Genomic DNA, 25,247 nt, shown 5'->3' with positions numbered 1-25,247 from the left:
ACTGCTTGGGTCATGATCAGGCTAGTTTGGCGAGCATCTCTCGCGCTTCTTGCTGCTGGACATCGCTACCCTCGGAAATCACTTCATCCAGGATGTCGCGTGCACCTTCAGCGTCGCCCATGTCGATATAGGCTCTGGCGAGATCCAGCTTGGTGGTAGTTTCGTCGGTGTCGGAGAAGAAATCGAAGTCGTCCTCCCCACCGCCGTCGGCGTCAGTCGTAGCCAAGTTGTCAACAGGAGCAGTGGCCGGCTCCTCCAGTTCCTTGGACAGATCATCCAGATCAGCCTCTACTTCGTTCAGCTTGTCGGCAAAGGTTTCCGGTTGCGCCTCAAACTCGGGCTCATCCAGCGAAATATCGAACCCTTCGGGCAAATTGTCGCTCGGGTTCGCTGCAGGCTCCGACAGTTCGAAATCGAGATCATCACTTTCAAACGCGGCAGGACCTTCAACCGGCTCCTCGTCGAGATTGAGCGAAAACTCTGTAGGGGCTTGCTCCGTTCCTTTGTCGCTGTCCAGATCGAACGAGAAATCGGAAAGATCGTCCTGCTCGGCGTCTTGCGCAGACTTATCTTCTGCGAGATCGAAGGAGAAATCGCTGGCTGCAGGCGAGGTCTCACGCTCGGTAACCGGCTCATCCAGCGTCAGGTCGTCGAAGTCCAAAGAGTCGTCCGCAGGTGCAGCCGGACGCTCCTCGTTCAGATCGATGTCCAGATCATCCAGGCTGAGGTCGAATGCATCGTCCAGATCCTGCCCTGCCGCCGGCGCGGCCGGCTCGTCGAGCTGCAGATCATCAAGGTCGAGGCTGTCCATGTCCATATGAGTGGCGGCGACAGCTGCCGAGCCTCCGATCGCCGCGGCCATGGCGGGATACTTGTACTTCAGCTGCTCGACTTCGGTGGTAGCGCCGCCGATTTCACGTAGCTCAGCTTCTTCACGGGCGAAGCCATCGCGATTGCCAAGCTCCGCATACACTTCCATCAGCTTCAGCCGCAGATCGCTCCGCTGAGGCTCGTCATTAAGGGCGTTTTGTAGCAGTTCTGCAGCCTGATTGAAGCGGCCGTAAGCGATGTAGATGTCCGCCTCGGCCAATGCATCACCTGTAGTGGAAGTCAGCTCATCCGACGCAGCCGGAGCGTCGGCATGGAAGGAAGTCGGTTCAAGTTGATGTTCCTGTCCCAAATCGACGTACGCTGGCGATTCCACTCGCAGATCGTCGACCGTGTCATCCGCCATCAGACTTTCCTGCAGCTCCGCCTCTTTCATCGCATTGCGGCGCGAAAGAGCCATCAGACCCAGCAGTAACAGCAACAGGGCACTACCACCGACGACGCCGAGCAGCAAAGTGTTGGACAGCAGATCGTCAATCAGACTCTTGGGCTCAGGCTCAACAACAGGTGCGACCGGTTTCGCTGGGCTGGCTGGCTTTGCAGCAGGCTTGGACGCCGCAGACTGCTCGGCCGGTGCCGGAGCAACGACTGGAGCAGGTTCCTGCCGGGTATCAACAGCAGAATCAGCCTGGGTGTCACCGTCAGCGCGGGCCGGCTCTTGCGTGCTACCTTCAGTTGCCTGGGGCTCTGTTTTTGCGGCAGCAGGCTGGCTGGCGTTGGCGTCCAGCGCCGGGGCCTGGCCTTCGGCACCGACCTGGGCCTGCAGCTTGGCAAGCTGGTCATCCTTGAGCTGCATAAGCCGTTGCAGCTTTTCCAGCTGCCCCTGGATATCATTCAGACGATCCTTGAGGTCGTCGTTCTCACGACGGCTGGAGTCCAGACTCTCCTGGGTCACCGCCAGCTTGTCACGCAAGGCCTGGCCGCCTTCGGCAGCCCCGGTGTCGGAGCCGGCAGTTTCCTTGCCCGCATCAGCCGCCACCAGGCGGAGGCTGTCACGAGACTCGCTACGCGACGGCGCCGCTCCAGCTTCAGTACGACGGGTCGCGTCCAGTTGGCGAGCGCCTGCAACCGCGCCACCACTACCCTGACGCCATGCCGCGTTCTGCTCCGCGACCTGAGCGATCGCTTCGGCCTGAGAGCGAGTCGATATCTGCTCGGCATCCGGCAGACGAAGTACCTGCCCGCTCTTCATCCGGTTGATATTGCCGCCAATGAAAGCATCAGGATTGAGATCCTGAATAGCCAGCATCGCCTGATGAACCGTTCCATTGCGACGATTGCGCTCCGCGATCTCCCAGAGAGTGTCGCGCGCAGAAGTCTTGTACTCGCTACCGCCGCTCTGCGGCGCGCTTACCGGCTGAACTGCGGTCGAGCGCGTTGTAGACGGACGAGCTGGCGCAGAGCGTACTGGCTCTACTGTTCGGGACGGAGCGGAAATGGGCAACTGCGGTGCTGCGGCCGCTGCGGTTTCCGGTGAATAGAGTGGCGGATCGAGCAGCAGGGTGTACTCACGGAGCAGGCGCCCACTGGGCCAGAGCACCTCTACGAGAAAATTGAGATAGGGTTCGCGTACCGGCTTGCTGGACGAAACCTGAATGACGCTCTTTCCGTTCGGACGCAGCACTGGAGTGAATTTCAGGTCCGTCAGAAAGTACTGGCGATCAATACCGGCGCGATTGAATTCTTCGAGCGAGGCCAATACCGGGATCACCTCCCCGGGCGCCAGGCTGTTTGCATCCAGCAGCTCGATTTCCGCGATCAGCGGTTGATTCAATGACGACTGAAGCGTGACCTCTCCCAACCCAAGCGCGTGGGCCATTTCTGTAGTCAGCGCGGTAGCAGCCGCGATTGCCAGCACCAGATTGCGAACCCGAACCATTATTTAATCCCTTGTTTATCTTTTTTCTCGAACTACGAGAGGCTCTTATGTCACTGCCCGCGCCACCTAGCGGTGGCTCCCCATCAGCGATAAGCCGTTCAGCGCATCGGCTAGAAATATTCTTTGAATTACCAGTAAGTATCTTTTACAGATACTCTTTTATCAACAACTCACCGGACCGCACAGCGTTTAGTGCCGCGCCTTTTCGCACGTTATCAGACACAATCCACAAATTGACTTCGCGTCGATCGCAGATACCGCAGCGGACTCTCCCAACGTAGATGACATCCTGCCCAGCGGCGTCACCGACGGCCGTCGGATAGTCGTCCGACTCCACAACTTCGACTCCCGGAGCTGCGTCCAGAGCCGATGACAGAGCTTGGGCGTCCGCCTCGCAGCTACCCTCCAATGAAACGACGAGACTTTCGCCAAAGAAAGTCGGCGCCTGAATAAAGGTCGCGCTGATCGTGAGTTCAGGAAGGTCCAAGAGCTGACGAAGCTCCTCAACCAGCCTTCTCTCCTGTTTGCCATGCCCTTGCGCATCGACGTTGTCGGTTTGCGCGAGCATGTTGAATGCTATTTGCCGACCAAATAGGCGGGGCTCCAGCGGTCTGGCGTTCAACAACTCGGTTGTTTGCCGGGCAAGTTCTTTAACGCCTGCCTTGCCGCGGCTAGATACCGGCAAACAGGCCGTCACGGTAACGCGCCGCAAGCCAAGCTGTTGCCGAATTGGGGCTAGAGCGATTGCCAATGCGACCGACTCCGGCAACGGGCTGGCAACGGAGCGCACACCAGCCGAGCCATCTAACAGGGCCGCGTTCACCTCTGGCACTAGGCATGGTTGTTGAGCCACAGGAATAGAACCGGACAGATCAACTACCCTGCAACCTGCAGCCATGGCCTTGACGTGGCATTCGGCAGCCAACGTCGCATCGCCCACGAGGAAGACTAACTGGGTGCGACTGAAATCAAAGCGATGCGCATCGCTAACCCGCAGGTTACGCCCCTTGAACGGAACGGATTGCCCAACGCCTTCCTCATGGTCAAGTAAGTGCAGCTCGGCAAGCGGAAACCCACGCTCTTCGAGCACCTCAACCAGCGCCTCGCCTACCAGGCTGACTGCACCTACAACCGCAACACCGACACCTGTAGGCATCGCCACCTCCATGCATTAAGGACCGGCACTGTAGCGAAATAGCAGATCACTGCAACCAGCGCCGCCGAGCGGCGTATCGAATAAACGAAAACGCCGCGAACAAGTCGCGGCGCTCGGTATTTCATCGAGAGCGTATCAACGCTCCAACAGAATACGCAGCATACGCCGCAGCGGCTCCGCGGCGCCCCACAGCAGCTGGTCGCCCACGGTGAACGCGCCCAGGTAGTGCGAGCCCATGTTGAGCTTACGCAGACGGCCGACCGGCACGCTTAGCGTTCCGGTGACTGCGGCCGGACTCAGCTCCTGCATGCTGGCATCACGGTGATTCGGCACCAGCTTGACCCAGGGATTGTGCTGGCTGATCAGTCCTTCGATATCGGAGATCGGCACATCCTTGTTCAGCTTGATGGTCAGCGCCTGGCTATGGCAACGCATGGCACCGACGCGTACACAGATGCCGTCAACCGGGATCGGGCTCTTGAAGCGACCGAGGATCTTGTTGGTCTCGGCCTGCGCCTTCCATTCTTCACGGCTCTGCCCGTTCGGCAGTTCCTTGTCGATGTACGGGATCAGACTGCCGGCCAACGGCACGCCGAAATTGTCCACCGGGAAAGCTTCGCTACGCTGGGTTTCGGCCACCTTGCGATCAATGTCCAGAATGGCGCTGGCGGGATTGAGCAGATCGTCAGCCACAGCCGCATTGATGGCACCCATCTGCTTGATCAGCTCGCGCATGTTCTGCGCGCCGGCGCCGGATGCGGCCTGATAAGTCATGGCACTCATCCACTCCACCAGCCCGGCCTCGAACAGACCGCCCAAGCCCATCAGCGCCAGGCTGACGGTACAGTTACCGCCGATGTAGTTTTTGGTGCCGGCATCGAGCTGCTGGTCGATCACGCGACGGTTCACTGGATCGAGCACGATCACCGCATCGTCCTGCATGCGCAGCGACGAGGCGGCATCGATCCAATAGCCCTGCCAGCCGGCTTCGCGCAGCTTGGGGAAGACCTCATTGGTGTAGTCGCCACCCTGACAGGTCAGGATCACATCGAGGCCTTTCAGCTCGTCGATGCTGTAGGCGTCCTTCAGCGCAGCGGTTTCCTTGCCAATATCGGGCCCTTGGCCGCCGACATTGGAAGTGGTGAAGAACACGGGCTCGATCAGGTCGAAGTCCCGCTCTTCCAGCATCCGCTGCATGAGCACGGAACCGACCATACCGCGCCAACCGATCAGACCTACACGTTTCATCGCAACTACACCTATAGAAAAAGTGGCCCGCACCATTCAGCGCGGGCCAAAAGATTACAACTTCGCGAGGGCCGCGACTACTGCATCGCCCATCGCCTGAGTACCAACTTTGCTACAACCTTCGGACCAGATGTCGCCGGTGCGCAGGCCCTGGTCGAGCACATCGCTGACCGCTTGCTCGATGGCATCGGCTGCAGCTACCTGATTGAAGCTGTAACGCAGCATCATCGAAACCGAGAGAATGGTCGCCAGCGGGTTGGCGATACCTTTGCCGGCGATGTCCGGCGCCGACCCGTGGCACGGCTCGTACATGCCCTTGTTACCGGCGTCCAGCGACGCCGACGGCAGCATGCCGATCGAGCCGGTGAGCATGGAGGCCTCGTCCGACAGAATGTCGCCGAACATGTTGTCGGTGACGATCACGTCGAACTGCTTCGGCGCGCGCACCAGCTGCATGGCAGCGTTATCGACATACATATGGCTGAGTTCGACTTCCGGGTAGTCCTTGGCGACTTCCTCGACCACCGCCCGCCACAGCTGGCTGGACGCCAGAACGTTGGCCTTGTCCACCGAGCAGAGCTTCTTGTTGCGCACCATGGCCATGTCGAAACCGACCTTGGCGATGCGGCGGATCTCGCTCTCGCTGTACGGCAGCGTGTCGTACGCCATGCGCTCGCCGTTCTCCAGCACCTTACTCTCGCGCGGTTGGCCGAAGTAGATGCCACCGGTCAGCTCGCGCACGATCAGGATATCCAGACCGGCCACGATCTCAGGCTTCAGCGACGACGCATCGGCCAGTTGCGGATAGAGCAGCGCAGGGCGCAGGTTGCCGAACAGCCCCAGCTGGGAGCGGATCTTCAGCAGGCCGCGCTCGGGACGGATGGCCGGATCGATGGTGTCCCACTTAGGCCCGCCGACGGCGCCCAGCAGGATCGCGTCAGCGGCACGAGCACGCTCCAGGGTCTCATCGGCCAGCGGCACGCCGTACTTGTCGACAGCCGCACCACCGAGCTCGTCGTAGCTCAGCTCGAAGCCCAGCTGAAACTTGTCATTGGCCAGCTGCAGCACCTTGACCGCCTCGGCCATGATCTCCGGGCCGATACCATCACCGGGCAGAACCAGAATCTGTTTACTCATCACATTCCTCGATTTTCACTTGGGTGGACGCCGTTGTGTTCATCCACCGAAACCCTGCAAGTGGATGGATGACGCATCATCCACCCTGCCCTTATCTCACTTGATGGCGCCGAACAGCCATGGCTGGCTCTGCTGGTGACGGGTCTCGAACGCCTTGATCGCGTCCGCGTCTTGCAGCGTCAGGCCGATATCGTCGAGGCCGTTGAGCAGGCAGTGCTTGCGGAAGGCATCGACTTCAAAGTCGTACTGCTTGCCGTCCGGGCCTGTCACGACCTGCGCAGCGAGGTCCACGGTCAGCTGGTAGCCTTCGTTGGCTTCGGCCTGTGCGAACAGCTCATCGACTTCCTCTTCCTTCAGCACGATCGGCAGCAGGCCGTTCTTGAAGCTGTTGTTGTAGAAAATGTCGGCAAAGCTCGGCGCGATGATCGTACGGAAACCGTACTCCTCCAGGGCCCACGGCGCGTGCTCGCGGGAGGAGCCGCAGCCGAAGTTCTCACGCGCCAGCAGCACGCTGGCGCCCTGGTAGCGCGGGAAGTTCAGCACGAAGTCCTTGTTCACCGGACGCTGCGAGCAATCCTGATTCGGCTGACCGACGTCCAGGTAGCGCCACTCATCGAACAGATTAGGGCCAAAGCCGGTGCGCTTGATGGACTTGAGAAACTGCTTCGGAATGATCTGATCGGTATCGACGTTGGCACGATCCAGCGGACAGACCAGGCCGGTGTGTTGGGTGAAGGCTTTCATCAGTTCTCTCCTCAGGCCTGGATCAGTTCGCGTACATCGATGAAGTGACCGGTCACCGCAGCAGCGGCGGCCATCGCCGGGCTGACCAGGTGAGTACGACCACCGGCGCCCTGCCGGCCTTCGAAGTTGCGGTTGGAGGTCGAAGCGCAATGCTCGCCGCTGCCCAGCTTGTCCGGGTTCATCGCCAGGCACATGGAGCAGCCAGGCTCACGCCATTCGAAGCCGGCCTCGATGAAGATCTTATCCAGTCCTTCTGCCTCGGCCTGCTGCTTGACCAGGCCGGAACCCGGCACCACCAGCGCTTGCTTGACGTTCGCGGCAACCTTGCGCCCCTTGGCGACCTCGGCGGCAGCGCGCAGATCTTCGATCCGCGAGTTGGTGCAGGAACCGATAAACACGCGATCCAGCTTGATATCGGTGATCGGCTGGTTGGCCGCCAGGCCCATGTACTTCAGCGCACGAACGATGGAATCGCGCTTGACCGGGTCGGCTTCGGCAGCGGGGTCCGGCACGCTCTGATCGACAGCCAGCACCATTTCCGGCGAAGTGCCCCAGCTGACCTGCGGCTTGATGTCCTCGGCCTTGAGCTCGACGACGGTGTCGAACACCGCGTCGACATCGGAGACCAGGCCTTTCCACAGCTCGACCGCCTTGTCCCAGTCGTCGCCCTTCGGCGCGAACGGACGCCCTTCGACGTAGGCGATGGTCTTTTCATCCACCGCCACCATGCCTACGCGGGCACCGGCTTCGATGGACATGTTGCAGATGGTCATGCGCCCTTCCATGGATAGATCGCGAATCGCGCTGCCGGCGAATTCCAGGGCATGGCCGTTACCGCCAGCGGTGCCGATCTTGCCGATTACAGCCAGCACGATGTCCTTCGCGGTGACGCCGAACGGCAGCTTGCCTTCGACGCGCACCTGCATGTTCTTCATCTTCTTGGCGACCAGGCACTGGGTGGCGAGCACATGCTCAACCTCGGAGGTGCCGATGCCGTGGGCCAGCGCGCCGAAGGCGCCGTGGGTGGACGTATGCGAATCACCGCAAACCACGGTCATGCCGGGCAGTGTCGCGCCCTGCTCCGGGCCGATGACGTGGACGATGCCCTGACGCACGTCGTTCATCTTGAATTCGAGGATGCCGAAATCGTCGCAGTTCTCGTCCAGCGTCTGCACCTGGATGCGCGAGACCTCGTCAGCGATGGCTTCCAGCCCGCCCTGACGCTCGCCCTTGGTGGTCGGCACGTTGTGGTCCGGCGTGGCGATATTGGCGTCGATGCGCCATGGCTTGCGATTGGCCAGACGCAGACCTTCGAACGCTTGTGGCGAAGTCACTTCATGCAGGATGTGGCGGTCGATGTAGATCAGCGACGAACAATCGTCGCGACGTTTCACCTCGTGCATTTCCCAGAGCTTGTCGTAGAGCGTCTTGCCGGCCATCGGACTTTTCCTCATCTGCTTTCTATGCGGGGCGAATAGCCCTTGCGCTTATGGGGACGATGCTAGGGACTTGCATTCAATTACTCAAATTCATATTTTTCATCCCAAGCATTCCCTACAGGAATCCGAATCATCAACGGATAGAGATCGTTCATGGACCTGGCCAACCTCAATGCCTTTATCGCCATCGCGGAAACGGGCAGCTTTTCCTTGGCCGCGGAGCGCCTGCATCTGACCCAGCCTGCAGTCAGCAAACGCATCGCCGCATTGGAATCGCAGCTGGACGTGCGACTGTTCGACCGGCTCGGCCGCGAGATTGGCCTGACCGAGGCAGGAAGAGCCCTGCTGCCGCGGGCCTATCAGATTTTGAATGTACTGGACGACACCCGCCGCGCCTTGACCAACCTCAACGGCGACATTGGCGGCCGGCTGAGCCTGGCGACCAGCCATCACATCGGCCTGCACCGCCTGCCGCCCTTGCTACGCGCGTTCACCCGCGCTTATCCGCAGGTCAGCCTGGATATTCGCTTTCTCGATTCGGAAGTCGCCTACGACGAAGTGCTGCATGGCCGCGCCGAACTGGCGGTCATCACCCTGGCGCCGCAGACTGCCGAGCCGGTCCGGGCAATGAAGGTATGGGACGACCCGCTGGATTTCGTTGTCGCGCCCGAGCACCCGCTGGCGGGCAAGGCGGATATTCGTCTGGCCGATGTCGCCGGCCACCCTGCCGTCTTTCCCGGCGGCAACACCTTCACTCACCACATCGCCCAGCGACTGTTCGAGCGTGAGGGCCTGACGCCCAATATCACCATGAGCACCAACTATATGGAAACCATCAAGATGATGGTCTCCATCGGGATCGCCTGGAGCGTACTGCCGCGCAGCATGCTCGACGAACAGGTGGTCAGCCTGCCTCTGCCTGGCATTCAGCTGACCCGGCAACTTGGCTACATCGTGCACAGGGAACGCACCCTGTCCAATGCGGCCAGGGCTTTCATGGCGCTACTGGATGCTGAACGCGGTGACTGACCAGACGAGACAACTACAAGAAAGGGCGCCCTATGGCGCCCTTCTCTTCCTTGCAGATCAACCCTCCAGCGCGGGCCGTTGATCGGCATTGATGGGGATGCGCTTGGGCTTGGCCTCTTCCGGCACCACGCGCACCAGGTCGATGTTGAGCAGGCCACTGTTCAGCGCAGCGCCTTTCACCTCGATGTGGTCGGCTAGCCGGAACGACAACTTGAACGCCCGCTGAGCGATGCCCTGATGCAGATAGGTGACATTCTCGGCCTCGCTTTCGCGCGGCCCGCCACTGATGGTCAGCACGCTGCGCTCGACCTGCAGATCGAGGTCGGACTCCTCGAAGCCGGCGGCTGCGACCACGATTCGATACTGGTCGTCACCGTGTTTCTCGATGTTATAGGGTGGATACGAGCTGCCGGTGTCGTTGCGCAGCGCGGACTCGAACAGGTCATTGAAACGATCGAAGCCCACGGATTGCCGGAACAGAGGGGCCATGGGAAACGAACTCATGATAAACCTCCTGAATCAGCGAGTTGAAACTGGCGGGACCCGACTTCGGCATCCCGCTGAGCCCTAGATAGGAACCGTTATGCAGATTTCAAGGCACAGAAAATGAGCCTGCCGACGAGAGGTAACACCATGTCCAGAGTCATGCTGATCACAGGTGCCAGTCGTGGTATCGGCGCCGCCACTGCCCGGCTGGCGGCCCACCAGGGCTACGCACTGTGCCTCAATTATCACCAACGCGAAGACGCGGTGAAACAGGTGCTCGAACAGGTCCACGCTGCGGGCGTATCGGCAATCACGGTCAAGGCTGATGTCGCCGACGAGGGTCAGGTGGTGCAGATGTTCGAGATGATTGATCGCGAGTTCGGCCGCCTCGATGTGCTGGTCAACAACGCCGGCATGCTCGAACAGCAGATGCGCCTGGAGCAGATGGACGCCGCCCGCTGGACGCGCGTGCTCGGTGCCAATGTCATCGGCAGCTTTCTATGTGCGCGCGAGGCGATCAAGCGCATGTCCAATCAGCATGGCGGCCAGGGTGGTTCGATCATCAACCTGTCCTCGATCGCCGCGCAACTTGGCGCGCCTGGGGAGTACATCGACTATGCCGCGGCCAAGGGCGCCATCGACAGCATGACGGTCGGGCTGGCCAGGGAAGTGGCCGGCGAAGGCATTCGGGTGAATGCGGTACGACCCGGCGTGATCGATACCGAGATTCACGCCAGCGGGGGCGAGCCGGATCGCATCGAGCGGGTCAAGGCAAGCGTGCCCATGGGGCGCGGCGGGAAAGCCGAGGAAGTTGCCGAAGCCATACTCTGGCTCGCCAGTGAGCACGCCAGCTATACCACCGGCGCGTTGCTGGACGTCAGCGGCGGACGCTGATCGGCCTAACCCAGCGCCGCCACCGGAATACCGACGGTATCGACGCCGAGCATCGCGTCGATCCGCGCGCAATCGTTCTCCCGGCGCAGTGCGGCGAACAGCGCCACCGCCTCGGGGTAGTTGCGCGTAAGCAAGGCCAGCCACTGCTTCAGTCTGCCGGGCGCATAGCGTGGTGCGATCTTGCCCCGCGCCTGCTGCCAGAAGTCCACCAGCGTGGGTTGAAACTCTGCCCAGCTCATCTCGGCGATGCCTTGCCCCTGTTCAGCGGCGGCGATCTGCCGTGCCAGGTCTGGCCGCGAAACCAGGCCGCGGCCCAGCATAATATTCTCCGCACCGCTGACTTCTCGACAGCGACGCCAATCTTCCAGCGACCAGATATCGCCATTGGCGTACACCGGCACCGCGACCACTTCCTGCACGCGAGCCACCCATTCCCAATGCGCCGGCGGCTTGTAGCCTTCGACCTTCGTTCGCGCATGCACCACCAACTGACCCGCCCCGCCGTCCACCAGCGCCCGAGCGCAATCGAGTGCACCGTCCGGGCTGTCGAAACCCAGGCGCATCTTGGCGGTGACCGGGATGTGCGCCGGCACAGTTCGCCGTACCTCACAGAGAATGGCGTGCAGCAAATCAGGCTCCCTGAGCAGGATGGCCCCACCGCGCGATTTGTTTACCGTCTTGGCCGGGCAGCCGAAATTCAAATCGATAGCAGGCGCACCCAGTGAGCAGGCATAGGCAGCGTTATCAGCCAGACAGGCAGGATCGGAGCCCAATAATTGAACGCGCACAGGGGTTCCGGCGCGAGTAACGGCGCCAGCCTGCAATTCGGGTGCAAGTTTGCGAAAGCTGCTTTGCGGCAGCAGACGATCAGAGACTCGGATGAACTCGGTGACGCACCAGTCGACACCACCCATCCGAGTCAGAACGTCGCGAAGGATTTCGTCGACCAGCCCCTCCATGGGCGCCAAAGCGATCTGCATACCAAGCCAATAGATGTTGAAAGTTGGGCATTGTACGGATGCCTGACTCCTTTATGAATGTTGCGTGGCCGGTAGCGGGCTATTCTTCGATGGTCCCACCAATGGTGTCGGTTCCCGTGGTAGCACCCATGCCGCCTGTGGTTCCGGTATTACCCGTTCCCATGGTGCCCAGGTCACTGCCCTGCTGCGCCTTGTGGTCCCGACTGTCATGGCCTTCCGACTTTTCGCTGTGCTGGTCGGAACGCTCGCTCGATTCAACTGAGCTTTCGTTTGCAGCTCCCGGACGACGGGTGTCATCGGCGTTCTCCGCCGAACCGGCGTACGCCCCCGCAGAACCCGCCAGAAGCAATACTGTTACCGCTGTGAGTGCCCGATTCATGGCTACCTCCTATCGATGAACGACTGCGTTAATCACTACGTCTTTCCAATTTGGGACGGCGACGGTGCTCCATGTCGGTCTCATTGCCACCATGGCCGGGTTCGGCCGTGTCGTCGTACTGCTCCGCCGCTGGCTTCTTGGAGGATGCGTCACCTGACTCAGACTGGACCTGGTCATCCTCCAGATAGTCGATACCGCCGCCAATGCCCATCGAGCCATTGCCGGCGGCGCCGCGATCCGCCGCGCCCGTGTTCTGAGCCAACGGGATGTCAGCGAACGGTAGTTCCAGATCCTGCGCGCTGACTGTTAAAGCAAGCGCTGCAACCAGCACACCAAGCTGAATACGCATGTCCGACACCTCCGCTTCATCCACTTGATACTTAGGCAGCGGCGATTCCAAGGAGTGCGCTGGCGAGCGACCGATGGCATGCCGGAACCGCTTTCAGCGCGCGGGGTCACAACCACAAGGACGAATATTGGATTCAAAGAGGAAGCTCCAGATGGAACCTGCGCTGATACTCCTGATGATGATCCTGGGTTGGCTGTCGGTAGCGCTCTCCATGCTCTGGGGCATGATGAGAATCGCTCGTCGCCATCACCTGCCGCAGGCTCGCCCGGCAATCAAACAGTGTCTGCCACACCAGCCAACAGCTCCCGGCACCCTGCCCTCATGGCACGCCTGACCGGTATTTCCATCTGATTTCAAATAAACCCGTGACAGCCGCGTTCAAAGCTGTAGAATGCGCGTCGCGGGATGGAGCAGTCTGGTAGCTCGTCGGGCTCATAACCCGAAGGTCGTCGGTTCAAATCCGGCTCCCGCAACCAATTTAAAAGGCCACTCAGATGAGTGGCCTTTTTTTGTGCGCGCAAAACTCTGAGGCGCTCGTGTTGGCACCAGACCTCGCATGAATCGCTAACCTTTTGAATGAAATACGCTTTTTTCCTTCCTTTTGATTGACAACGGGTAACCGGGCTGTAGAATGCGCCCCACAGACGCGGGATGGAGCAGTCTGGTAGCTCGTCGGGCTCATAACCCGAAGGTCGTCGGTTCAAATCCGGCTCCCGCAACCAAATCACGAAAAGGCCACTCAGACGAGTGGCCTTCTTCGTTTGCGCGTCTTTTCTGTCACGTACAGACAAGCACCCCCCTCTTTCGGCCAGTCAGCCGCGTCTTGTAACAACGGGTCCGTAGAATTAACTCTTTATCCGAATAGTTGCTCAGCATAGTCGGAATAATATTCCCTTTGTTTATGCATACGTCATTTATGGCCAGCAAAGGAGCAGATGGTTTATTCAGCTTAGAGCTAATTACCACATTCGCTATAACCTTTCATGATAGCGCTAGGCCAGCCAGCGTCAAAAACAAAACTCTTTTCAACTCAATAATTTGGCTCTCATAAACACCTCGCAACCTTCACCCACAACTTTTTTTTGGCTCCCTAGCTTGACTTGGTTCACGTTATGACGGATATCTATTCGCAACAGGGAGCAATACGTTGCAGAGCAGTTTAAGACCAACTGGACAGGTCAAGTTTTGCGGCGCAAGAGTTAAACCCCCTGCCTGATTAGTATCGCTTTTAGTAAAGCGATGCGGGCTCGTTCGCCATAATCATTGAGAGAGTCGGGGCTCGCAGAGTGCCCGGAGTGCGGTAGCCATGCCTGATTCTCTCAAGGTCACACGCGGACGTTAGCCGATCGCAGATGACGGGGAATACGTACAAGCTATTCAAATCGACATGTAAATAAGTCGATGGCGGTAGCTTTGTCTAAATAAAAGAATATTTTAGATCGGCATTAACTTTCGTCACAGGCTAAAAGCCTACTGCCCAGGCATTACGCCGTAATTCTTTATTCCCACCCAGGACGCCGATCAGCAGCAGCGTGTAGTAGCTGCGGCTCGACAAACCGTTTCGCCTCGTCTTTGCGCAGGGAGAACTACAGTGTCAACAATCTTTTATGGAACGGAAGATCAGGACAAGGCATTGATTGCGCGGGATATCAATCAGAATGGCTACGCCTGCATACCCGGCTACTTGAACAATCTGCAACTAACTCAACTGCGCGAGCAGGTTCACGAGCAGGCTCGACAGCATCACGGGGAATATTTCGCTCATCACGACGGTGAACAGGTAGCGGGCTCGTTACTTGCCACGTTGAGCAGCGCGCCGGAGTTCCAGTCGCTGCTGGACGACGTTTACCAGCTCGGCGCGGGCAAGGCGGCGCCAAGCAAGCGCATCTACCTGGTGATGCGATGCGTGCAGGGGCAGACAGGACGCAAGGAGTCGAACTGCTTCCACTACGACGCTTCTCTGGTAACGGCATTGCTACCTGTGGAAATCCCGCAGGACGGCGACCAGCGCGGCGACCTGCTGGTGTTTCCCAACCTGCGCAAGCTTCGCAAGTACGTGCTGGTCAACGTGGTGGAGAAAGCACTGCTGCAGAACAAGTTGAGCCGCAAACTGATTAGCTGCGCGATAGGCCTCGGGCTGCTCAAGCCACAGCGCCTGCAGCTGGTACCGGGCAATCTCTACCTGTTCTGGGGTTATCGATCCCTGCATGCCAACGAGCCTTGTGATCCGGCGCAGCTGCGCGCTACCGCCATCTTCCACTACGGCGATCCCCACGCCGGCAGCCTGATGACTCGAATGATCCTCAGGCACAACCAACGCAGGGCACGGCAGGCCAGCGCAATCGGCGCGCATCAACCTGTCTGAGCGCGCATCTGTAGCACCCAGCGATACCCCCCGAATGCCATTCGGGGGCGGCTGAGCTTCGATAAGGAAATCACCATGATCAACGTGACCAAGTCGTACCTGGGCAGCAAAAACAAGTTCAAGGCTTACATCGACAGGATCTACAACACCGGCTGGCTCACCAACAACGGACCGTTAGTGACTGCACTCGAGCAACGACTCAAGGACTACCTCGGGGTGAGGAACATCATCCTCACCAACAACGGAACCATCGCGCTGCAGATTGCCTATCGAGCGCTGGGATTGACCGGCAGCGCCATCACCACCCCCTTCAGCTTTGTCGCCACCACCAGCTCGCTGCAATGGGAAGGCATCAAGCCGATCTTCGCCGACATCGATTCGGCGACCTGGAATCTGGACCCGGAACAGATCGAGCGAAATATCCAGCCCGACACCTCCGCCATCGTCGCGACGCATGTATTCGGCAATCCTTGCGATGTCGAACGCATCGAGCAGATCGCGCGCAAAAACAATCTGAGGGTCGTCTACGACGGCGCCCATGCGTTCGGCGTTCGTCACAAAGGGCGGTCGGTCTACGACTGGGGCGATATCAGCACGCTGAGCTTCCATGCGACCAAGCTGTTTCACACCATCGAGGGTGGCGCCATCGTCACCAACGACGACGCGCTGGCCGACCGCATCCGTCTGCTCTGCAACTTCGGCATCGTCGACACCGACCAGATCGAAGGCATCGGCATCAACGCCAAGCTCAACGAGTTCTCTGCCGCGATGGGCATGTGCGTACTCGACGACATCGAGCTGATTTTCGAATGCCGGGCGGAGATCGGCCATCGTTACGAGCGGCGCCTCGGCGAGCATTTCGAGCTGCAACGACCGCAGCCCGAATCCCAGTGCAACTACAGCTATTTTCCCGTTGCCCTTGCCGACGAAAGCCAGCTGCTGCGCTGCCGCTCGCAACTGAACGAGAACGGCATCAACCCCCGCCGCTACTTCTACCCCTCGCTGGACACGCTCGACCATCTGCAGCCGCAGGTACCACAACCACGCTCGCGAGCGTTGAGTCGCAAGATCCTGTGCCTGCCGATCTATCCCGGGCTGCCGCGCAAGGTGCAGGAGAAGGTCATGCAGACGTTGATCCAGGAGGCAATCCACAGTGAGCAGTCGAGCCGCACGCTGTTCCAGCCCCTTGCCGAAGCGTTCGGGCTGTTCAGCGCCACGGAGCGCCTGCCGGGCGCCGAATACCCGCGCATGCCCCTGACATCCGGAGGCCAGCAGTAACTCATGTCAGATCCCAAGCGGTCATCGGTGATCCGCAATACCAGCCTGAATTACCTCGGGCAGGCGTATGCCGTGCTTGTCGGCATTCTGATCCTGCCGTTCTACCTGAAGCACCTCGGCGCCGAAGCCTACGGCCTGATTGGCTTCTTCGCCGTGCTCCAGGCCTGGTTGCAGCTGCTAGATGCCGGGATGTCGCCTGCATTGGTGCGACAAGTAGCGCACTACCGCGGGCAGGGCGACCTGTCCGCTGCGCCCGGCCCCGCCGGGCGCTTGCTGCGCTCGTTCGAGCTGCTGTTGCTGCCCATCGCGCTGGCAACCTGCGTGTCGATCTACCTTAGCAGCGGCTGGATCGCCGGAACCTGGCTGCAGGCGCGCGAGTTGAGCACCGTCACCATCATGCAGTGCATCAGCCTGATGGGCCTGATGGTCGGGCTAAGGCTCTACGCAACCCTTTACAAAAGCGGACTGCAGGGCGTCGAGCTGCACGGCTGGCTGAACGCAACGAACGTACTGATCGCCACCTTGCGTTACTTCGGCGGCCTGTTCCTGGTCGCCTACGTCTCGCAAGACCCGCTGGACTTCTTCCTGTTTCAAACAACCGTCGCCCTGGTGGAAACGCTGGCCTTTGCCAGCAAGGCCTATGTGCAACTGGCCAGCCCACGTTTGCTCACCGGCATCGACTGGCGCGTGGTCAAGCCGGTGCTGCCATTCGCCGGCGGCATGTTCTTCACCTCGCTGCTGTGGATCGTGCTGACCCAGCTGGACAAAGTGCTGCTTTCCAAGGTGCTGCTGCTCAAGGAGTACGGCTACTTCTCGCTGGTGGCGCTGATCACCACCGGCATCATGACCCTGACCAACCCCTTGGTGCAGACGCTGTTGCCGCGCATGACCATGCTCGTGGCCGAAGGGCGAATCGCCGAGATGGAGCGGCTGTACCTGAACGCCACCCGCTTCGTCTGCAGCGTGCTGTTTCCCATGGCTGCGGTGATCGCCTGGCACGGTCAGGCGCTGATCTTCGCCTGGACTGGCGACGCTGCCGCTGCCCAATGGAGCGAACGCATGCTGTTCTGGTACGTGCCGGGCAGCGCACTGATGGCGGTCGGCGCCTTCCAGTTCTACCTGCAGTACGCCTACGGCCAGCTGCGCCTGCACATCTGGTACAGCGTGGTTTCCACCGCCATCAGCATGCCGATCGTGATCTACGCAGCGCTTGCACACGGCGCTTACGGTGCCGCACTGGCGTGGTTCTTCCTGCGCCTGGCGACCTTCGTGATCTGGCCGCCGGTGGTGCACCGGCGCTTTGCTCCGGGCCTGCAGGGCGTCTGGGCACGAGACATGTTGCGGATTACCGCCGCGACCGTGATCGGCGTGGCGCTGGGCGAGCCGCTGTTCCTGCTGATCGTCAGCGACAACCGCTTCGACATTCTGATCGCGCTGGCCGTAAGCGGGTTCATCTGCCTGCTGCTGGTCGCGGCGACCTCGAAATCACTGCTACTCAAGCTTCATCTACTCATCACCAAGCGAGCATCCAAAAATGGAATTGAAGAGCGAGCAAGCCTTGATTGAACGTTGGGGCGGCAAGACCGAACCGCTGCTGAGCGTCGTCTGCCTGGCCTACAACCACGCATCCTTTATAAGGAAGGCGCTGGAGAGCTTCCTCCAGCAGGAAACGGATTTCCCTTTCGAGGTGATCGTCCACGACGACGCCTCGACTGACACCACCGCCGCGATCATCGCCGACTACGCGGCGCGCTACCCCAGCATCATCAAGCCGATCTACCAGACGCAGAATCAGTTCAGCCTCGGCGTGCCATTCAGCACGCGGCTATTCGCCCGTGCGGGGGGCAAATACATCGCCTATTGCGAAGGCGACGACTACTGGACCGATCCGACCAAGCTGCAGCAGCAGGTGGACTTTCTCGAGCAGCATCGTGACTACGTGATCACCTATCACGATGCGTTCATGTTCAACAGCCAGGGCATCATCCAGAGCCCGCAGCTGACCGGAAAGCTACGCAAGGACGCCACGGCGCTGGAATTGATGCAGGGCCGCCCGCTCTCGACGCTGACCGTGTGCTTTCGCAACCTGATTCAGGAACTGCCAGCGGAATTGCTCGGCGTGAAGGTGCTGGATATCTGCTGGTGGTCGCTGCTCGGCGCCTACGGCAAAGGCAAGTTCATGGAAGGCATCAGCCCCGCGGCCTACCGCGTGCACGAGGGCGGCATCTTCTCCATGCAGCCGAGCCGGCAGCGCATCCAGATGGCCATGCACGCCCACTACTCGCTGGCGCGCTACTACAACCGCATCGGCAATAACGCGCTTTACGAGTATTTCCTGATCCAGGTGTTCGGCGAGTGCCTATCGCTGATCTCGCCGTTCAGCAAGATCCAGGCGCTTTCAACCATCGCCCAGAACATCAGCCTCAACCTGCTACGCCGGTTGAGCCCACGGCTGGCCAGGAGCTGATCAGCCCGACCCCGCTTCTTTGCAAAAACGCACCATGAGGAAGGATTCCCAATGACTGCCTTGACCCGCTCTTCGCTGGAATATGACGCGGACAACCGCATCGACCTCGCCGGAATAATGCGCACCGCCTACGATCACAAGGCGCTGATCGTCACCATTACCGGCTTTTTCGCTGCACTGGGCGTGCTCTATGCCCTGATCGCCACGCCGATCTACCAGGCGACCGCGATGATCCAGATCGAACCGAAAAAAGCCGCGATCACCGGCGTGCCGGAAATATCGGCCCGGCCGGATTCGGTGTCCCAGGCGGTCACTGAAATCTCCCTGCTCAAATCCCGCGCCGTGCTCGGCAGAGCCGTCGAGGAGCTAAAGCTCTACATCGTCGCCAAACCCCATCACTTCCCGGTGTTCGGCGCCTTCATGGCGCGCAAGCATGACCCGGCGACTGATGGCGCGCTGGCCACCCCGCTGTTCGGCCTGACCGGCTATGCGTGGGGTGGGGAAAAGCTCGAAGTATTCCAGCTCGATGTGCCCGAAGCGTATCTGGGCGTGGAGCTGACGTTGATCGCCGGCACGGCCGGCAGCTTCACGCTGCATGACGACGAGCAGCAGCTGATTCTGCGCGGCCAGGTCAATGAAGCTGTGGAGAACCAGGGCTTCAAGGTGCAGATCGCCCAGCTGGAAGCGCGTCCTGGCACCGAATTCCAACTAGTCAGGAACCGCCCGCAGACCACCGCGCTGGATTACCAGAACCGCTTGAAGGTCGGCGAGGCCGGCAAGGATTCCGGGATCATCTACATGTCCCTGGAAGACCCGGACCCGCAGCTGGCCAGCCATGTGCTGGACGAGATCAGCCGGCTGTACGTCAGCCAGAACATCCAGCGCAGCTCGGCAGAAGCGGCCCAGCGCCTGGACTTCCTGCGCTCTCAACTACCTCAGGTGCGCAAGGAGCTGGAGAAGGCCGAAGCCGCGCTGAATGCCTACCAGACCAGCTCCAAATCGGTGGATATCAGCATCGAGACCAAGGGTGTGCTCGACCAGATCGTCGCGCTGGAAACGCAGATATCCGAACTGTCGCTCAAGCGCGTGGAGTACGACCGCCTCTATACCCGCGAGCACCCGACCTATCGCACGCTGATCACCCAGATGAACGAGCTGCAGACGCAAAAGGCGCAGCTGCTGAAGAAGGTCGACGCCCTCCCTATGACGCAGCAGGAGTTGCTGCGCCTCCAACGTGACATGGAAGTCACGACCCAGACCTACACGCTGCTGATGAACCAGGCACAGGAGCAGGACATCCTGCGCGCCGGCACCATCGGCAACGTGCGCATCATCGACAACGCCTACTCGATGATCGAGAAGCCGTCGAAACCGGTCAAACCGCTGGTGGTGGCCATCGCGATCTTCGTCGGCCTGCTCGTCTCGGCGGCAGTCATCCTGCTGCGCCAGGCCTTCTACCGCGGTGTGGAAAGCCCGGACGTGATCGAGAAGCTTGGCGTACCGGTCTATGCCGGCCTGCCCTACAGCGCCTCTCAGGATCAGCTCAATCGCAGCCGCAAGAGCCGCGACGGCAAGACCCGACTGCTCAGCCTCACCGAACCGACCGATCTGGCGGTCGAATCGCTGCGCAGCCTGCGTACCAGCCTCAAGTTCGCCATGCTCGAGGCGCGCAACAAAGTGCTGATGATCACCAGCCCGACCCCTTCGGTTGGCAAGTCGTTCGTGTCGAGCAACCTTGCTGCGGTGATCGCGCAGACCGGCCAGCGCGTGCTGCTGATCGATGCCGACATGCGCCGCGGCTACCTGCATACCCTGTTCGGCATGGCGCCGCGTCACGGGCTGTCGGATGCACTGGCCAGTGGCCTGAACCTCGCGGAGATCACCAACCGCACCGAGCAGAAGAACCTGCACTTCATCTCCGCCGGGTTCTCCGCGCCGAATCCGTCCGAACTGCTGATGCACGACAACTTCTCCCGCCTGCTGCGTGAAGCGGAAAAGCTCTACGACTTCATCATCATCGATACGCCGCCGGTGCTCGCGGTGACCGACGCCGTACTGGTCGCCCAGCAGTCGGGTACCAACCTGCTGGTGGCCCGCTTCGGCCTCAGCACCAGCTCGCAGATCGATGCATCCAAGCGGCGGCTCGCGCAGAACGGCGTGCTGCTCAAAGGCGTGATCCTCAATGCCGTGAAGCGCAAGGCCTCGACCTCGCCGTACGACAGCGGCGCCTACGGCTATTACACCTACACCCAGCAAGCCTGATCGCCAGACAAGGAGGTGCACCGTGCTCAGAACCGTCTCGATGATGCAGCCCTACCTATTTCCGTACCTGGGCTACTTTCAGTTGATCGCGCTCAGCGACGTATTCGTGCTGGGTGACGACCTGCAATTCGTCAGGGGCTCCTGGATGAACCGCAACCGGATTCTCGTCAATGGCCAACCCAAGCTCATCAGCTTTCCGCTGAAGAAGGGCCATCAGACCGAGCGCATCAACGAGCGCTGGCTCTGCGACGACTTCGACAAGGAAGCCGCGGGGCTGATGCTGACCCTCGAGCGTTGCTACGCCAAGGCACCCCAGCGCGATGCGGTGCTGCCGCTGATCCGCGGCATCCTGCAGTGCCCGGAACGCAATCTGGCGCTGTTCACCGAAAACTCCCTGCGCTGCCTCTGTGCTTACCTGAACATCCGCACACCGATCTATCGCGGCTCCAGCCTCGATTTGCCAGCGAAGATGGACATGCAGGACCGCGTCATCCAGATCACCCACCGGATGGACGGCGAGCTCTACCTCAACCCCATCGGCGGCATGGAGCTGTACTGCCCTGCCCGCTTCCGCGCCGACGGTCTGCTGTTGCGCTTCCTGCGCATGGATGAGGTCACCTACGCGCAGCTCAAGCATCCGTTCGTGCCGTCGCTGTCGATCATCGACGTGCTGATGTTCAACAGCCGCGAAGAGATCAAGGAATTGCTGCAGCGCTTCAGCGTGGTCGAGGGACAGGAAAAAAGGGCAACGCTGACACTGGCGTGACGACATTCCGCCTGCCATCGGGATTCGGGCAGGCCAATCAGGGAAGGACATCCCATGACACCGAGCATTACCGCACGCTGGTACCTGATCCAGACCAAGCCTCGCCAGGAGGCCCGCGCCGAGGAGCACCTGTTGCGCCAGCACTTCGAGTGCTACCGCCCGCTCAAGGCGCCTGCGCCCTTGCGCGGCTCACAGGGGACCAAGTCCGGCGAGGCGCTGTTTCCGGGCTACCTGTTCATCCGGCTCGATTGCATTCACGACAACTGGTACCCGATCCGCTCCACCCGTGGTGTCAGCCGCGTAGTTAGCTTCGGCGGCCAGCCGACGCCGGTACGCGACGAGCTGATCGAACAGTTGCGACAGCGCCTCGCCCAGCCGCAGACCATGGCGGCTGCGCCGTTCTCACCCGGCGAACGGGTCCAAGTCAGCGGGGGCAGCTTCAGCGACATCGAAGCGATCTTCGTCAGCAGTGACGGCGAAGAACGCTCCGTCATCCTGCTCAACCTGCTGCAGCGTGAGCAGAAGGTCCGGGTACCCACCCGTTATCTCCAGTGCTACTCCTGAGCCAGGCGAGTGCCCGTAGGGCCATGCGAGCAGCCTGACAGGTTCAATCAGCGAGCCAACCGATGAAGATCCTATTCCTCAATGCGTTCTACACCCCGCATGTCGGCGGCGGCGCAGAAGTCATCCTCCGGCACCTGGCCGAAGGGTTGCAGCGGCGTGGTTGTGAGGTGGCAGTGCTGGCGACCGGCCCGGATGCCGGGCTGAACATGCAGATTCAGGACGGTGTGCGGGTCTATCGCGCCAACCTGGCGAACAGCTACTGGCATTACACCCAGCAGCGCCCGAGTCGCGTCGCCCGCCTCGGCTGGCACTACCGGGACCGCTACAACCGCGACATGCGCTGTCACGTGCGCGAGGTGATCGCGCGGGAGCAGCCGGATATCGTGGTCTGCAACAACCTCACCGGCTGGTCGATTTCCGCCTGGGACGAAATCACCGCCGCCGGCCTGCCGATCGTCCAGGTGCTGCACGACCTGTACCTGCTCTGCCCGAAGGACACCATGTTCAACCACGGCAAGAGCTGCCAGCGCCAGTGCGGTATGTGTTCGGTGTTCCGTCTCCGCCACGCCGGCGCCTCAGCGCAAGTGGCCACGGCGATCGGCGTCAGCCGCTTCGTGCTCGAGCGCATCACCGCACAGGGCTATTTCAGTGGCGCGCGCCAGCATGTGGTGCACAACTGCACGCCGGCCAACCCCGGTCAGGGCAGCAAGCCCAGGCAGCGCAGCAACCATCCACTGCGCTTCGGCTATATCGGCACGCTGTCGGAGAACAAGGGCGTCGGCTGGCTGATCGAGCAGTTCCAACGGCTGGACATCGATGCGCGGCTGGATATCGCCGGGCGCGGCAAGCTGGACTACGAAGCCCGGCTGAAGGCCATGGCCGATCCGAAAAAGGTCAGCTTTCTCGGCTACTGCGACAGCGACGAGTTCATGCAGAGCATCGACGTGCTGGTGGTGCCGTCGCTGTGGGGCGAGCCGTTCGGCCTGGTGGCCGTCGAAGGCTGCGCCAACAACCTGCCGGTGATCGCCAGCAACATGGGCGGGCTGCCGGAGATCATCCGCGACGAATGCAACGGCCTGCTCTGCTCGCCCGATGATCCCGACTCACTCGGCATCGCCATGCTCTGGCTCTACATCGACAGCGCACTGCGGCAGCGGCTCGCCAGCCAGGCACGGGCCAGCGTGCTGCCGCTGCTGGATATGGAACGCATGCTGGATCAATACCAGACCATCCTGCGTGAAACACTTCAGGGAACGAGAATCCACCATGAACCAGAGCCTGCTGATTACCCCGCGGCGACGCGACTCGAATCCGTTGGCCTTCGACAAGCCGACATTGTTGACGCTGGTCGTCGCCTCGCTGCTGCTGACTGAAACCTTCTCCGGCGCCCTGCGCTACTACTTCGACATGGCCGGAGTCTCCTGGCTGCTGTACCTGCCCAAGGTTGCCTGCCTGATCGCACTGGGCCTGGAGCTGTTGCGCTACCGCGGTTGGCCGGCCTTCTGGCTGGTACTGCTGGGGCTGGTGACTTCCAGCCAACTGGCGCTGATGCATGGCGCCGAACTGGCCAATATCGGTTTCAGCCTGTTCATCTACATTCCGCTGTTGTTCGGCCTGATTTGCGGCCGCCATGTGGAGTTGCGGCTCGGACTGCTGCGCCGAATCATCGGCTTCTGCCTGATTGCCTGCTTCGTCGGCATCGCCCTGGACATGTTCACCAGCGTCCCGTGGAAGGGCTACAGCTACATGGTCGGCGAGGTGGAACTGAGCGCCAACCGCTCGTGGGCATTCGACGACATCGACCGCATCGGCGGCTTCGCCCGCATGTCCACCGCGCTGTCGGTGATGATCGCGATCTACAGCCTGTTCATCGCCGCATTCATCCAGCCGCGCGTGCTACGCCTGATGCTCTACATCGCAGCGCTGATCGGCATCGTGCTGACCACCAACAAATCCACCGCGGCGGCCTACGTGCTGACCCTGCTGATGCTGATCGTCACGGCCTACCGCTTCGCCAGCGCCACTGCGTTTCTCGTCGCAGTGCTGGTCGGCCTGATGCTGCCGATGGCCAGCCTGGTGCTCAGCCTGGACCCCAACGCCGCCAACAACGGCTCGCTGCTGGCCTCGTTCGCCGACCGCCTGATCAACAGCTGGCCGAACTTCATCGAGGTCATCACCCGTGAGGGATGGGGCTGGTGGGGCGCGGGATTCGGCGCGGTGGGCAGCACTGGCAAGGTCTATCCCGTACCCGGGCTGGAGTTGCTGAGCATTGCCGACAATACCGCGCTGTACCTGTGGGGAATGCTCGGCGTGTTCGGTGTGCTGCTCTACCTGCTGACCTTTCCGCTGATGCTGCGCCTGCATGAGCGGGGCTCGCGACTGCGCAGCGCGTTGCTGCCGATCGTTTTCTGCATCTGCCTGGTGGCCTGGGCCACGGATGTACTGGAGGTGTCCATCGCCACGCTATTCCTGGGCCTGGCGATCTCCCACGTGCTGACCCCGGCCCGCGCCCCGAGCAACAACCTGGCGGCGCAGCGGCTGCCCGAGTTGCAGCACCTGACCTGAGACCTACCTTCACGGATGATCCACATGACGAAGCGCTCTACCCCGCTCAACACCCTGCTGCTGGGCGGCTTGCTTGGCCTTGCTCCGTTTACACCGGCCCAGACCACCGAGGAGCCTTTCGTGGTCGGCGTATGTGCCCATGAACTGCACAAGGGCGACCCCAGCGGCCGCGCCTACGCGATGATGCGCGATGCCGGCATCACCTCCGTGCGCACCGACGCCCACTGGGCCTATGTCGAACGCCGGCCCGGGCAATTGAAAATCGAGCCATCCTGGCACCGTTACCTGAAGGCAACCGCCGCTCATGGGCTGAGCACCCAGTTCATCCTCGGCTACGGCAACTCGCACTACGGCGGGGGTGAAAAGCCCCGC

General features: G+C 61.0%; 22 protein-coding genes, 2 tRNA genes and 1 pseudogene. 15 read left to right on the top strand and 10 right to left on the bottom strand.

The window, feature by feature from the left end:
• Positions 1 to 16: 16 nt before the first annotated feature.
• The 6 genes from LO50_RS17260 to leuC all read right to left on the bottom strand — a co-directional run bounded on the left by LO50_RS17260 (position 17) and on the right by leuC (position 8,491).
• Entirely contained in the window at positions 17 to 2,767 is a 2,751-nt protein-coding gene (locus LO50_RS17260) for a motility hub landmark protein FimV (protein WP_044315766.1), read from the bottom strand.
• Positions 2,768 to 2,912: 145 nt separating this feature from the next.
• On the bottom strand, positions 2,913 to 3,923 hold the full coding sequence (locus tag LO50_RS17255; RefSeq protein WP_044315765.1) for an aspartate-semialdehyde dehydrogenase: 1,011 nt from the start codon (positions 3,921 to 3,923) through the stop codon (positions 2,913 to 2,915).
• Between the two features lie 135 nt (positions 3,924 to 4,058).
• A complete protein-coding gene (gene asd / locus LO50_RS17250; protein WP_044315764.1) occupies positions 4,059 to 5,171 on the bottom strand; it encodes an aspartate-semialdehyde dehydrogenase in 1,113 nt (370 codons plus the stop codon).
• Positions 5,172 to 5,225: 54 nt separating this feature from the next.
• Positions 5,226 to 6,308 (bottom strand): 3-isopropylmalate dehydrogenase, encoded by a 1,083-nt coding sequence (gene leuB / locus LO50_RS17245; protein ID WP_044315763.1) that lies wholly within the window; start codon positions 6,306 to 6,308, stop codon positions 5,226 to 5,228.
• A 96-nt stretch (positions 6,309 to 6,404) separates the two neighbouring features.
• A complete protein-coding gene (leuD, locus tag LO50_RS17240) occupies positions 6,405 to 7,052 on the bottom strand; it encodes a 3-isopropylmalate dehydratase small subunit (protein ID WP_044315762.1) in 648 nt (215 codons plus the stop codon).
• An 11-nt stretch (positions 7,053 to 7,063) separates the two neighbouring features.
• Entirely contained in the window at positions 7,064 to 8,491 is a 1,428-nt protein-coding gene (leuC, locus tag LO50_RS17235; protein WP_044315761.1) for a 3-isopropylmalate dehydratase large subunit, read from the bottom strand.
• 153 nt (positions 8,492 to 8,644) lie between these two features.
• Between leuC and LO50_RS17230 the strand changes: the two genes are divergently transcribed.
• Entirely contained in the window at positions 8,645 to 9,520 is an 876-nt protein-coding gene (locus LO50_RS17230; RefSeq protein WP_003301352.1) for a LysR family transcriptional regulator, read from the top strand.
• A gap of 57 nt (positions 9,521 to 9,577) precedes the next feature.
• Here the strand turns inward: LO50_RS17230 and LO50_RS17225 are convergent, their stop codons facing one another.
• A complete protein-coding gene (locus tag LO50_RS17225) occupies positions 9,578 to 10,024 on the bottom strand; it encodes an Hsp20 family protein (protein ID WP_044315760.1) in 447 nt (148 codons plus the stop codon).
• Positions 10,025 to 10,153: 129 nt separating this feature from the next.
• Here LO50_RS17225 and LO50_RS17220 point away from each other — a divergent pair, with 129 nt between their 5' ends.
• Positions 10,154 to 10,900, top strand: a complete 747-nt coding sequence (locus LO50_RS17220; protein ID WP_041014221.1) for an SDR family oxidoreductase — start codon at positions 10,154 to 10,156, stop codon at positions 10,898 to 10,900.
• A 5-nt stretch (positions 10,901 to 10,905) separates the two neighbouring features.
• Here the strand turns inward: LO50_RS17220 and LO50_RS17215 are convergent, their stop codons facing one another.
• The 3 genes from LO50_RS17215 to LO50_RS17205 all read right to left on the bottom strand — a co-directional run bounded on the left by LO50_RS17215 (position 10,906) and on the right by LO50_RS17205 (position 12,608).
• Positions 10,906 to 11,880, bottom strand: coding sequence for a tRNA dihydrouridine synthase (locus LO50_RS17215; RefSeq protein WP_003285295.1), 975 nt, complete (start codon positions 11,878 to 11,880; stop codon positions 10,906 to 10,908).
• A 79-nt stretch (positions 11,881 to 11,959) separates the two neighbouring features.
• On the bottom strand, positions 11,960 to 12,259 hold the full coding sequence (locus tag LO50_RS17210; RefSeq protein WP_044315759.1) for a hypothetical protein: 300 nt from the start codon (positions 12,257 to 12,259) through the stop codon (positions 11,960 to 11,962).
• A gap of 28 nt (positions 12,260 to 12,287) precedes the next feature.
• The gene (locus tag LO50_RS17205) at positions 12,288 to 12,608 is read right to left on the bottom strand and encodes a hypothetical protein (RefSeq protein ID WP_044315758.1); all 321 of its coding nucleotides are present in this window, start codon (positions 12,606 to 12,608) and stop codon (positions 12,288 to 12,290) included.
• A 151-nt stretch (positions 12,609 to 12,759) separates the two neighbouring features.
• Here LO50_RS17205 and LO50_RS17200 point away from each other — a divergent pair, with 151 nt between their 5' ends.
• From LO50_RS17200 to LO50_RS17140, 13 genes and pseudogenes are all read left to right on the top strand, one after another.
• On the top strand, positions 12,760 to 12,942 hold the full coding sequence (locus LO50_RS17200) for a hypothetical protein (protein ID WP_023446364.1): 183 nt from the start codon (positions 12,760 to 12,762) through the stop codon (positions 12,940 to 12,942).
• A gap of 65 nt (positions 12,943 to 13,007) precedes the next feature.
• A tRNA-Met gene (locus tag LO50_RS17195) sits at positions 13,008 to 13,084 on the top strand.
• 169 nt (positions 13,085 to 13,253) lie between these two features.
• Positions 13,254 to 13,330, top strand: a tRNA-Met gene (locus LO50_RS17190).
• Positions 13,331 to 14,199: 869 nt separating this feature from the next.
• Complete coding sequence (locus tag LO50_RS17185) at positions 14,200 to 14,973, top strand: hypothetical protein (RefSeq protein WP_044315757.1); 774 nt, start codon at positions 14,200 to 14,202, stop codon at positions 14,971 to 14,973.
• A 75-nt stretch (positions 14,974 to 15,048) separates the two neighbouring features.
• Positions 15,049 to 16,251: a DegT/DnrJ/EryC1/StrS family aminotransferase gene (locus tag LO50_RS17180; protein WP_044315756.1), complete on the top strand. Its 1,203-nt coding sequence runs from the start codon at positions 15,049 to 15,051 to the stop codon at positions 16,249 to 16,251.
• A 3-nt stretch (positions 16,252 to 16,254) separates the two neighbouring features.
• Positions 16,255 to 17,817, top strand: a complete 1,563-nt coding sequence (locus LO50_RS17175; RefSeq protein ID WP_014820565.1) for a lipopolysaccharide biosynthesis protein — start codon at positions 16,255 to 16,257, stop codon at positions 17,815 to 17,817.
• Positions 17,786 to 18,718, top strand: a complete 933-nt coding sequence (locus LO50_RS17170; RefSeq protein WP_041754751.1) for a glycosyltransferase family 2 protein — start codon at positions 17,786 to 17,788, stop codon at positions 18,716 to 18,718. The genes LO50_RS17175 and LO50_RS17170 overlap by 32 nt, the downstream gene beginning before the upstream one ends.
• A gap of 51 nt (positions 18,719 to 18,769) precedes the next feature.
• Positions 18,770 to 20,980 (top strand): polysaccharide biosynthesis tyrosine autokinase, encoded by a 2,211-nt coding sequence (locus LO50_RS17165; protein ID WP_044315755.1) that lies wholly within the window; start codon positions 18,770 to 18,772, stop codon positions 20,978 to 20,980.
• Between the two features lie 22 nt (positions 20,981 to 21,002).
• Positions 21,003 to 21,746 carry a WbqC family protein gene (locus tag LO50_RS17160; protein WP_044315754.1) on the top strand — a complete coding sequence of 248 codons (744 nt, stop codon included), beginning with the start codon at positions 21,003 to 21,005 and terminating at the stop codon, positions 21,744 to 21,746.
• Between the two features lie 54 nt (positions 21,747 to 21,800).
• On the top strand, positions 21,801 to 22,310 hold the full coding sequence (gene rfaH, locus LO50_RS17155; RefSeq protein ID WP_003301332.1) for a transcription/translation regulatory transformer protein RfaH: 510 nt from the start codon (positions 21,801 to 21,803) through the stop codon (positions 22,308 to 22,310).
• Positions 22,311 to 22,372: 62 nt separating this feature from the next.
• Complete coding sequence (locus tag LO50_RS17150) at positions 22,373 to 23,683, top strand: glycosyltransferase family 4 protein (protein WP_044315753.1); 1,311 nt, start codon at positions 22,373 to 22,375, stop codon at positions 23,681 to 23,683.
• Positions 23,577 to 24,875, top strand: coding sequence for a membrane protein (locus LO50_RS17145; protein ID WP_014820570.1), 1,299 nt, complete (start codon positions 23,577 to 23,579; stop codon positions 24,873 to 24,875). Before LO50_RS17150 ends, LO50_RS17145 begins: the two co-directional genes overlap by 107 nt.
• A gap of 24 nt (positions 24,876 to 24,899) precedes the next feature.
• Positions 24,900 to 25,247: pseudogene (locus LO50_RS17140) on the top strand (hypothetical protein); the annotation flags it as partial.

It is taken from the genome of Stutzerimonas stutzeri, assembly GCF_000935215.1.
GTDB lineage: Bacteria > Pseudomonadota > Gammaproteobacteria > Pseudomonadales > Pseudomonadaceae > Stutzerimonas.
The sequence above is the reverse complement of the archived record's forward strand: the minus strand, read 5'-3'. Positions and strand labels throughout refer to the sequence as shown.

What these genes read in the sequence shown, in the direction of transcription:
- LO50_RS17180 (WP_044315756.1), top strand. Translation starts at nt 15,049, where the DNA reads ATGATCAACGTGACCAAGTCGTACCTGGGCAGCAAAAACAAGTTCAAG.
- LO50_RS17260 (WP_044315766.1), bottom strand. Translation starts at nt 2,767, where the DNA reads ATGGTTCGGGTTCGCAATCTGGTGCTGGCAATCGCGGCTGCTACCGCG.
- leuC (WP_044315761.1), bottom strand. Translation starts at nt 8,491, where the DNA reads ATGGCCGGCAAGACGCTCTACGACAAGCTCTGGGAAATGCACGAGGTG.
- LO50_RS17165 (WP_044315755.1), top strand. Translation starts at nt 18,770, where the DNA reads ATGACTGCCTTGACCCGCTCTTCGCTGGAATATGACGCGGACAACCGC.
- LO50_RS17220 (WP_041014221.1), top strand. Translation starts at nt 10,154, where the DNA reads ATGTCCAGAGTCATGCTGATCACAGGTGCCAGTCGTGGTATCGGCGCC.
- leuB (WP_044315763.1), bottom strand. Translation starts at nt 6,308, where the DNA reads ATGAGTAAACAGATTCTGGTTCTGCCCGGTGATGGTATCGGCCCGGAG.
- LO50_RS17225 (WP_044315760.1), bottom strand. Translation starts at nt 10,024, where the DNA reads ATGAGTTCGTTTCCCATGGCCCCTCTGTTCCGGCAATCCGTGGGCTTC.
- LO50_RS17175 (WP_014820565.1), top strand. Translation starts at nt 16,255, where the DNA reads ATGTCAGATCCCAAGCGGTCATCGGTGATCCGCAATACCAGCCTGAAT.
- LO50_RS17150 (WP_044315753.1), top strand. Translation starts at nt 22,373, where the DNA reads ATGAAGATCCTATTCCTCAATGCGTTCTACACCCCGCATGTCGGCGGC.
- LO50_RS17170 (WP_041754751.1), top strand. Translation starts at nt 17,786, where the DNA reads ATGGAATTGAAGAGCGAGCAAGCCTTGATTGAACGTTGGGGCGGCAAG.
- LO50_RS17205 (WP_044315758.1), bottom strand. Translation starts at nt 12,608, where the DNA reads ATGCGTATTCAGCTTGGTGTGCTGGTTGCAGCGCTTGCTTTAACAGTC.
- LO50_RS17210 (WP_044315759.1), bottom strand. Translation starts at nt 12,259, where the DNA reads ATGAATCGGGCACTCACAGCGGTAACAGTATTGCTTCTGGCGGGTTCT.
- leuD (WP_044315762.1), bottom strand. Translation starts at nt 7,052, where the DNA reads ATGAAAGCCTTCACCCAACACACCGGCCTGGTCTGTCCGCTGGATCGT.
- rfaH (WP_003301332.1), top strand. Translation starts at nt 21,801, where the DNA reads ATGACACCGAGCATTACCGCACGCTGGTACCTGATCCAGACCAAGCCT.
- LO50_RS17215 (WP_003285295.1), bottom strand. Translation starts at nt 11,880, where the DNA reads ATGCAGATCGCTTTGGCGCCCATGGAGGGGCTGGTCGACGAAATCCTT.
- LO50_RS17200 (WP_023446364.1), top strand. Translation starts at nt 12,760, where the DNA reads ATGGAACCTGCGCTGATACTCCTGATGATGATCCTGGGTTGGCTGTCG.
- LO50_RS17145 (WP_014820570.1), top strand. Translation starts at nt 23,577, where the DNA reads ATGAACCAGAGCCTGCTGATTACCCCGCGGCGACGCGACTCGAATCCG.
- LO50_RS17255 (WP_044315765.1), bottom strand. Translation starts at nt 3,923, where the DNA reads ATGCCTACAGGTGTCGGTGTTGCGGTTGTAGGTGCAGTCAGCCTGGTA.
- LO50_RS17230 (WP_003301352.1), top strand. Translation starts at nt 8,645, where the DNA reads ATGGACCTGGCCAACCTCAATGCCTTTATCGCCATCGCGGAAACGGGC.
- asd (WP_044315764.1), bottom strand. Translation starts at nt 5,171, where the DNA reads ATGAAACGTGTAGGTCTGATCGGTTGGCGCGGTATGGTCGGTTCCGTG.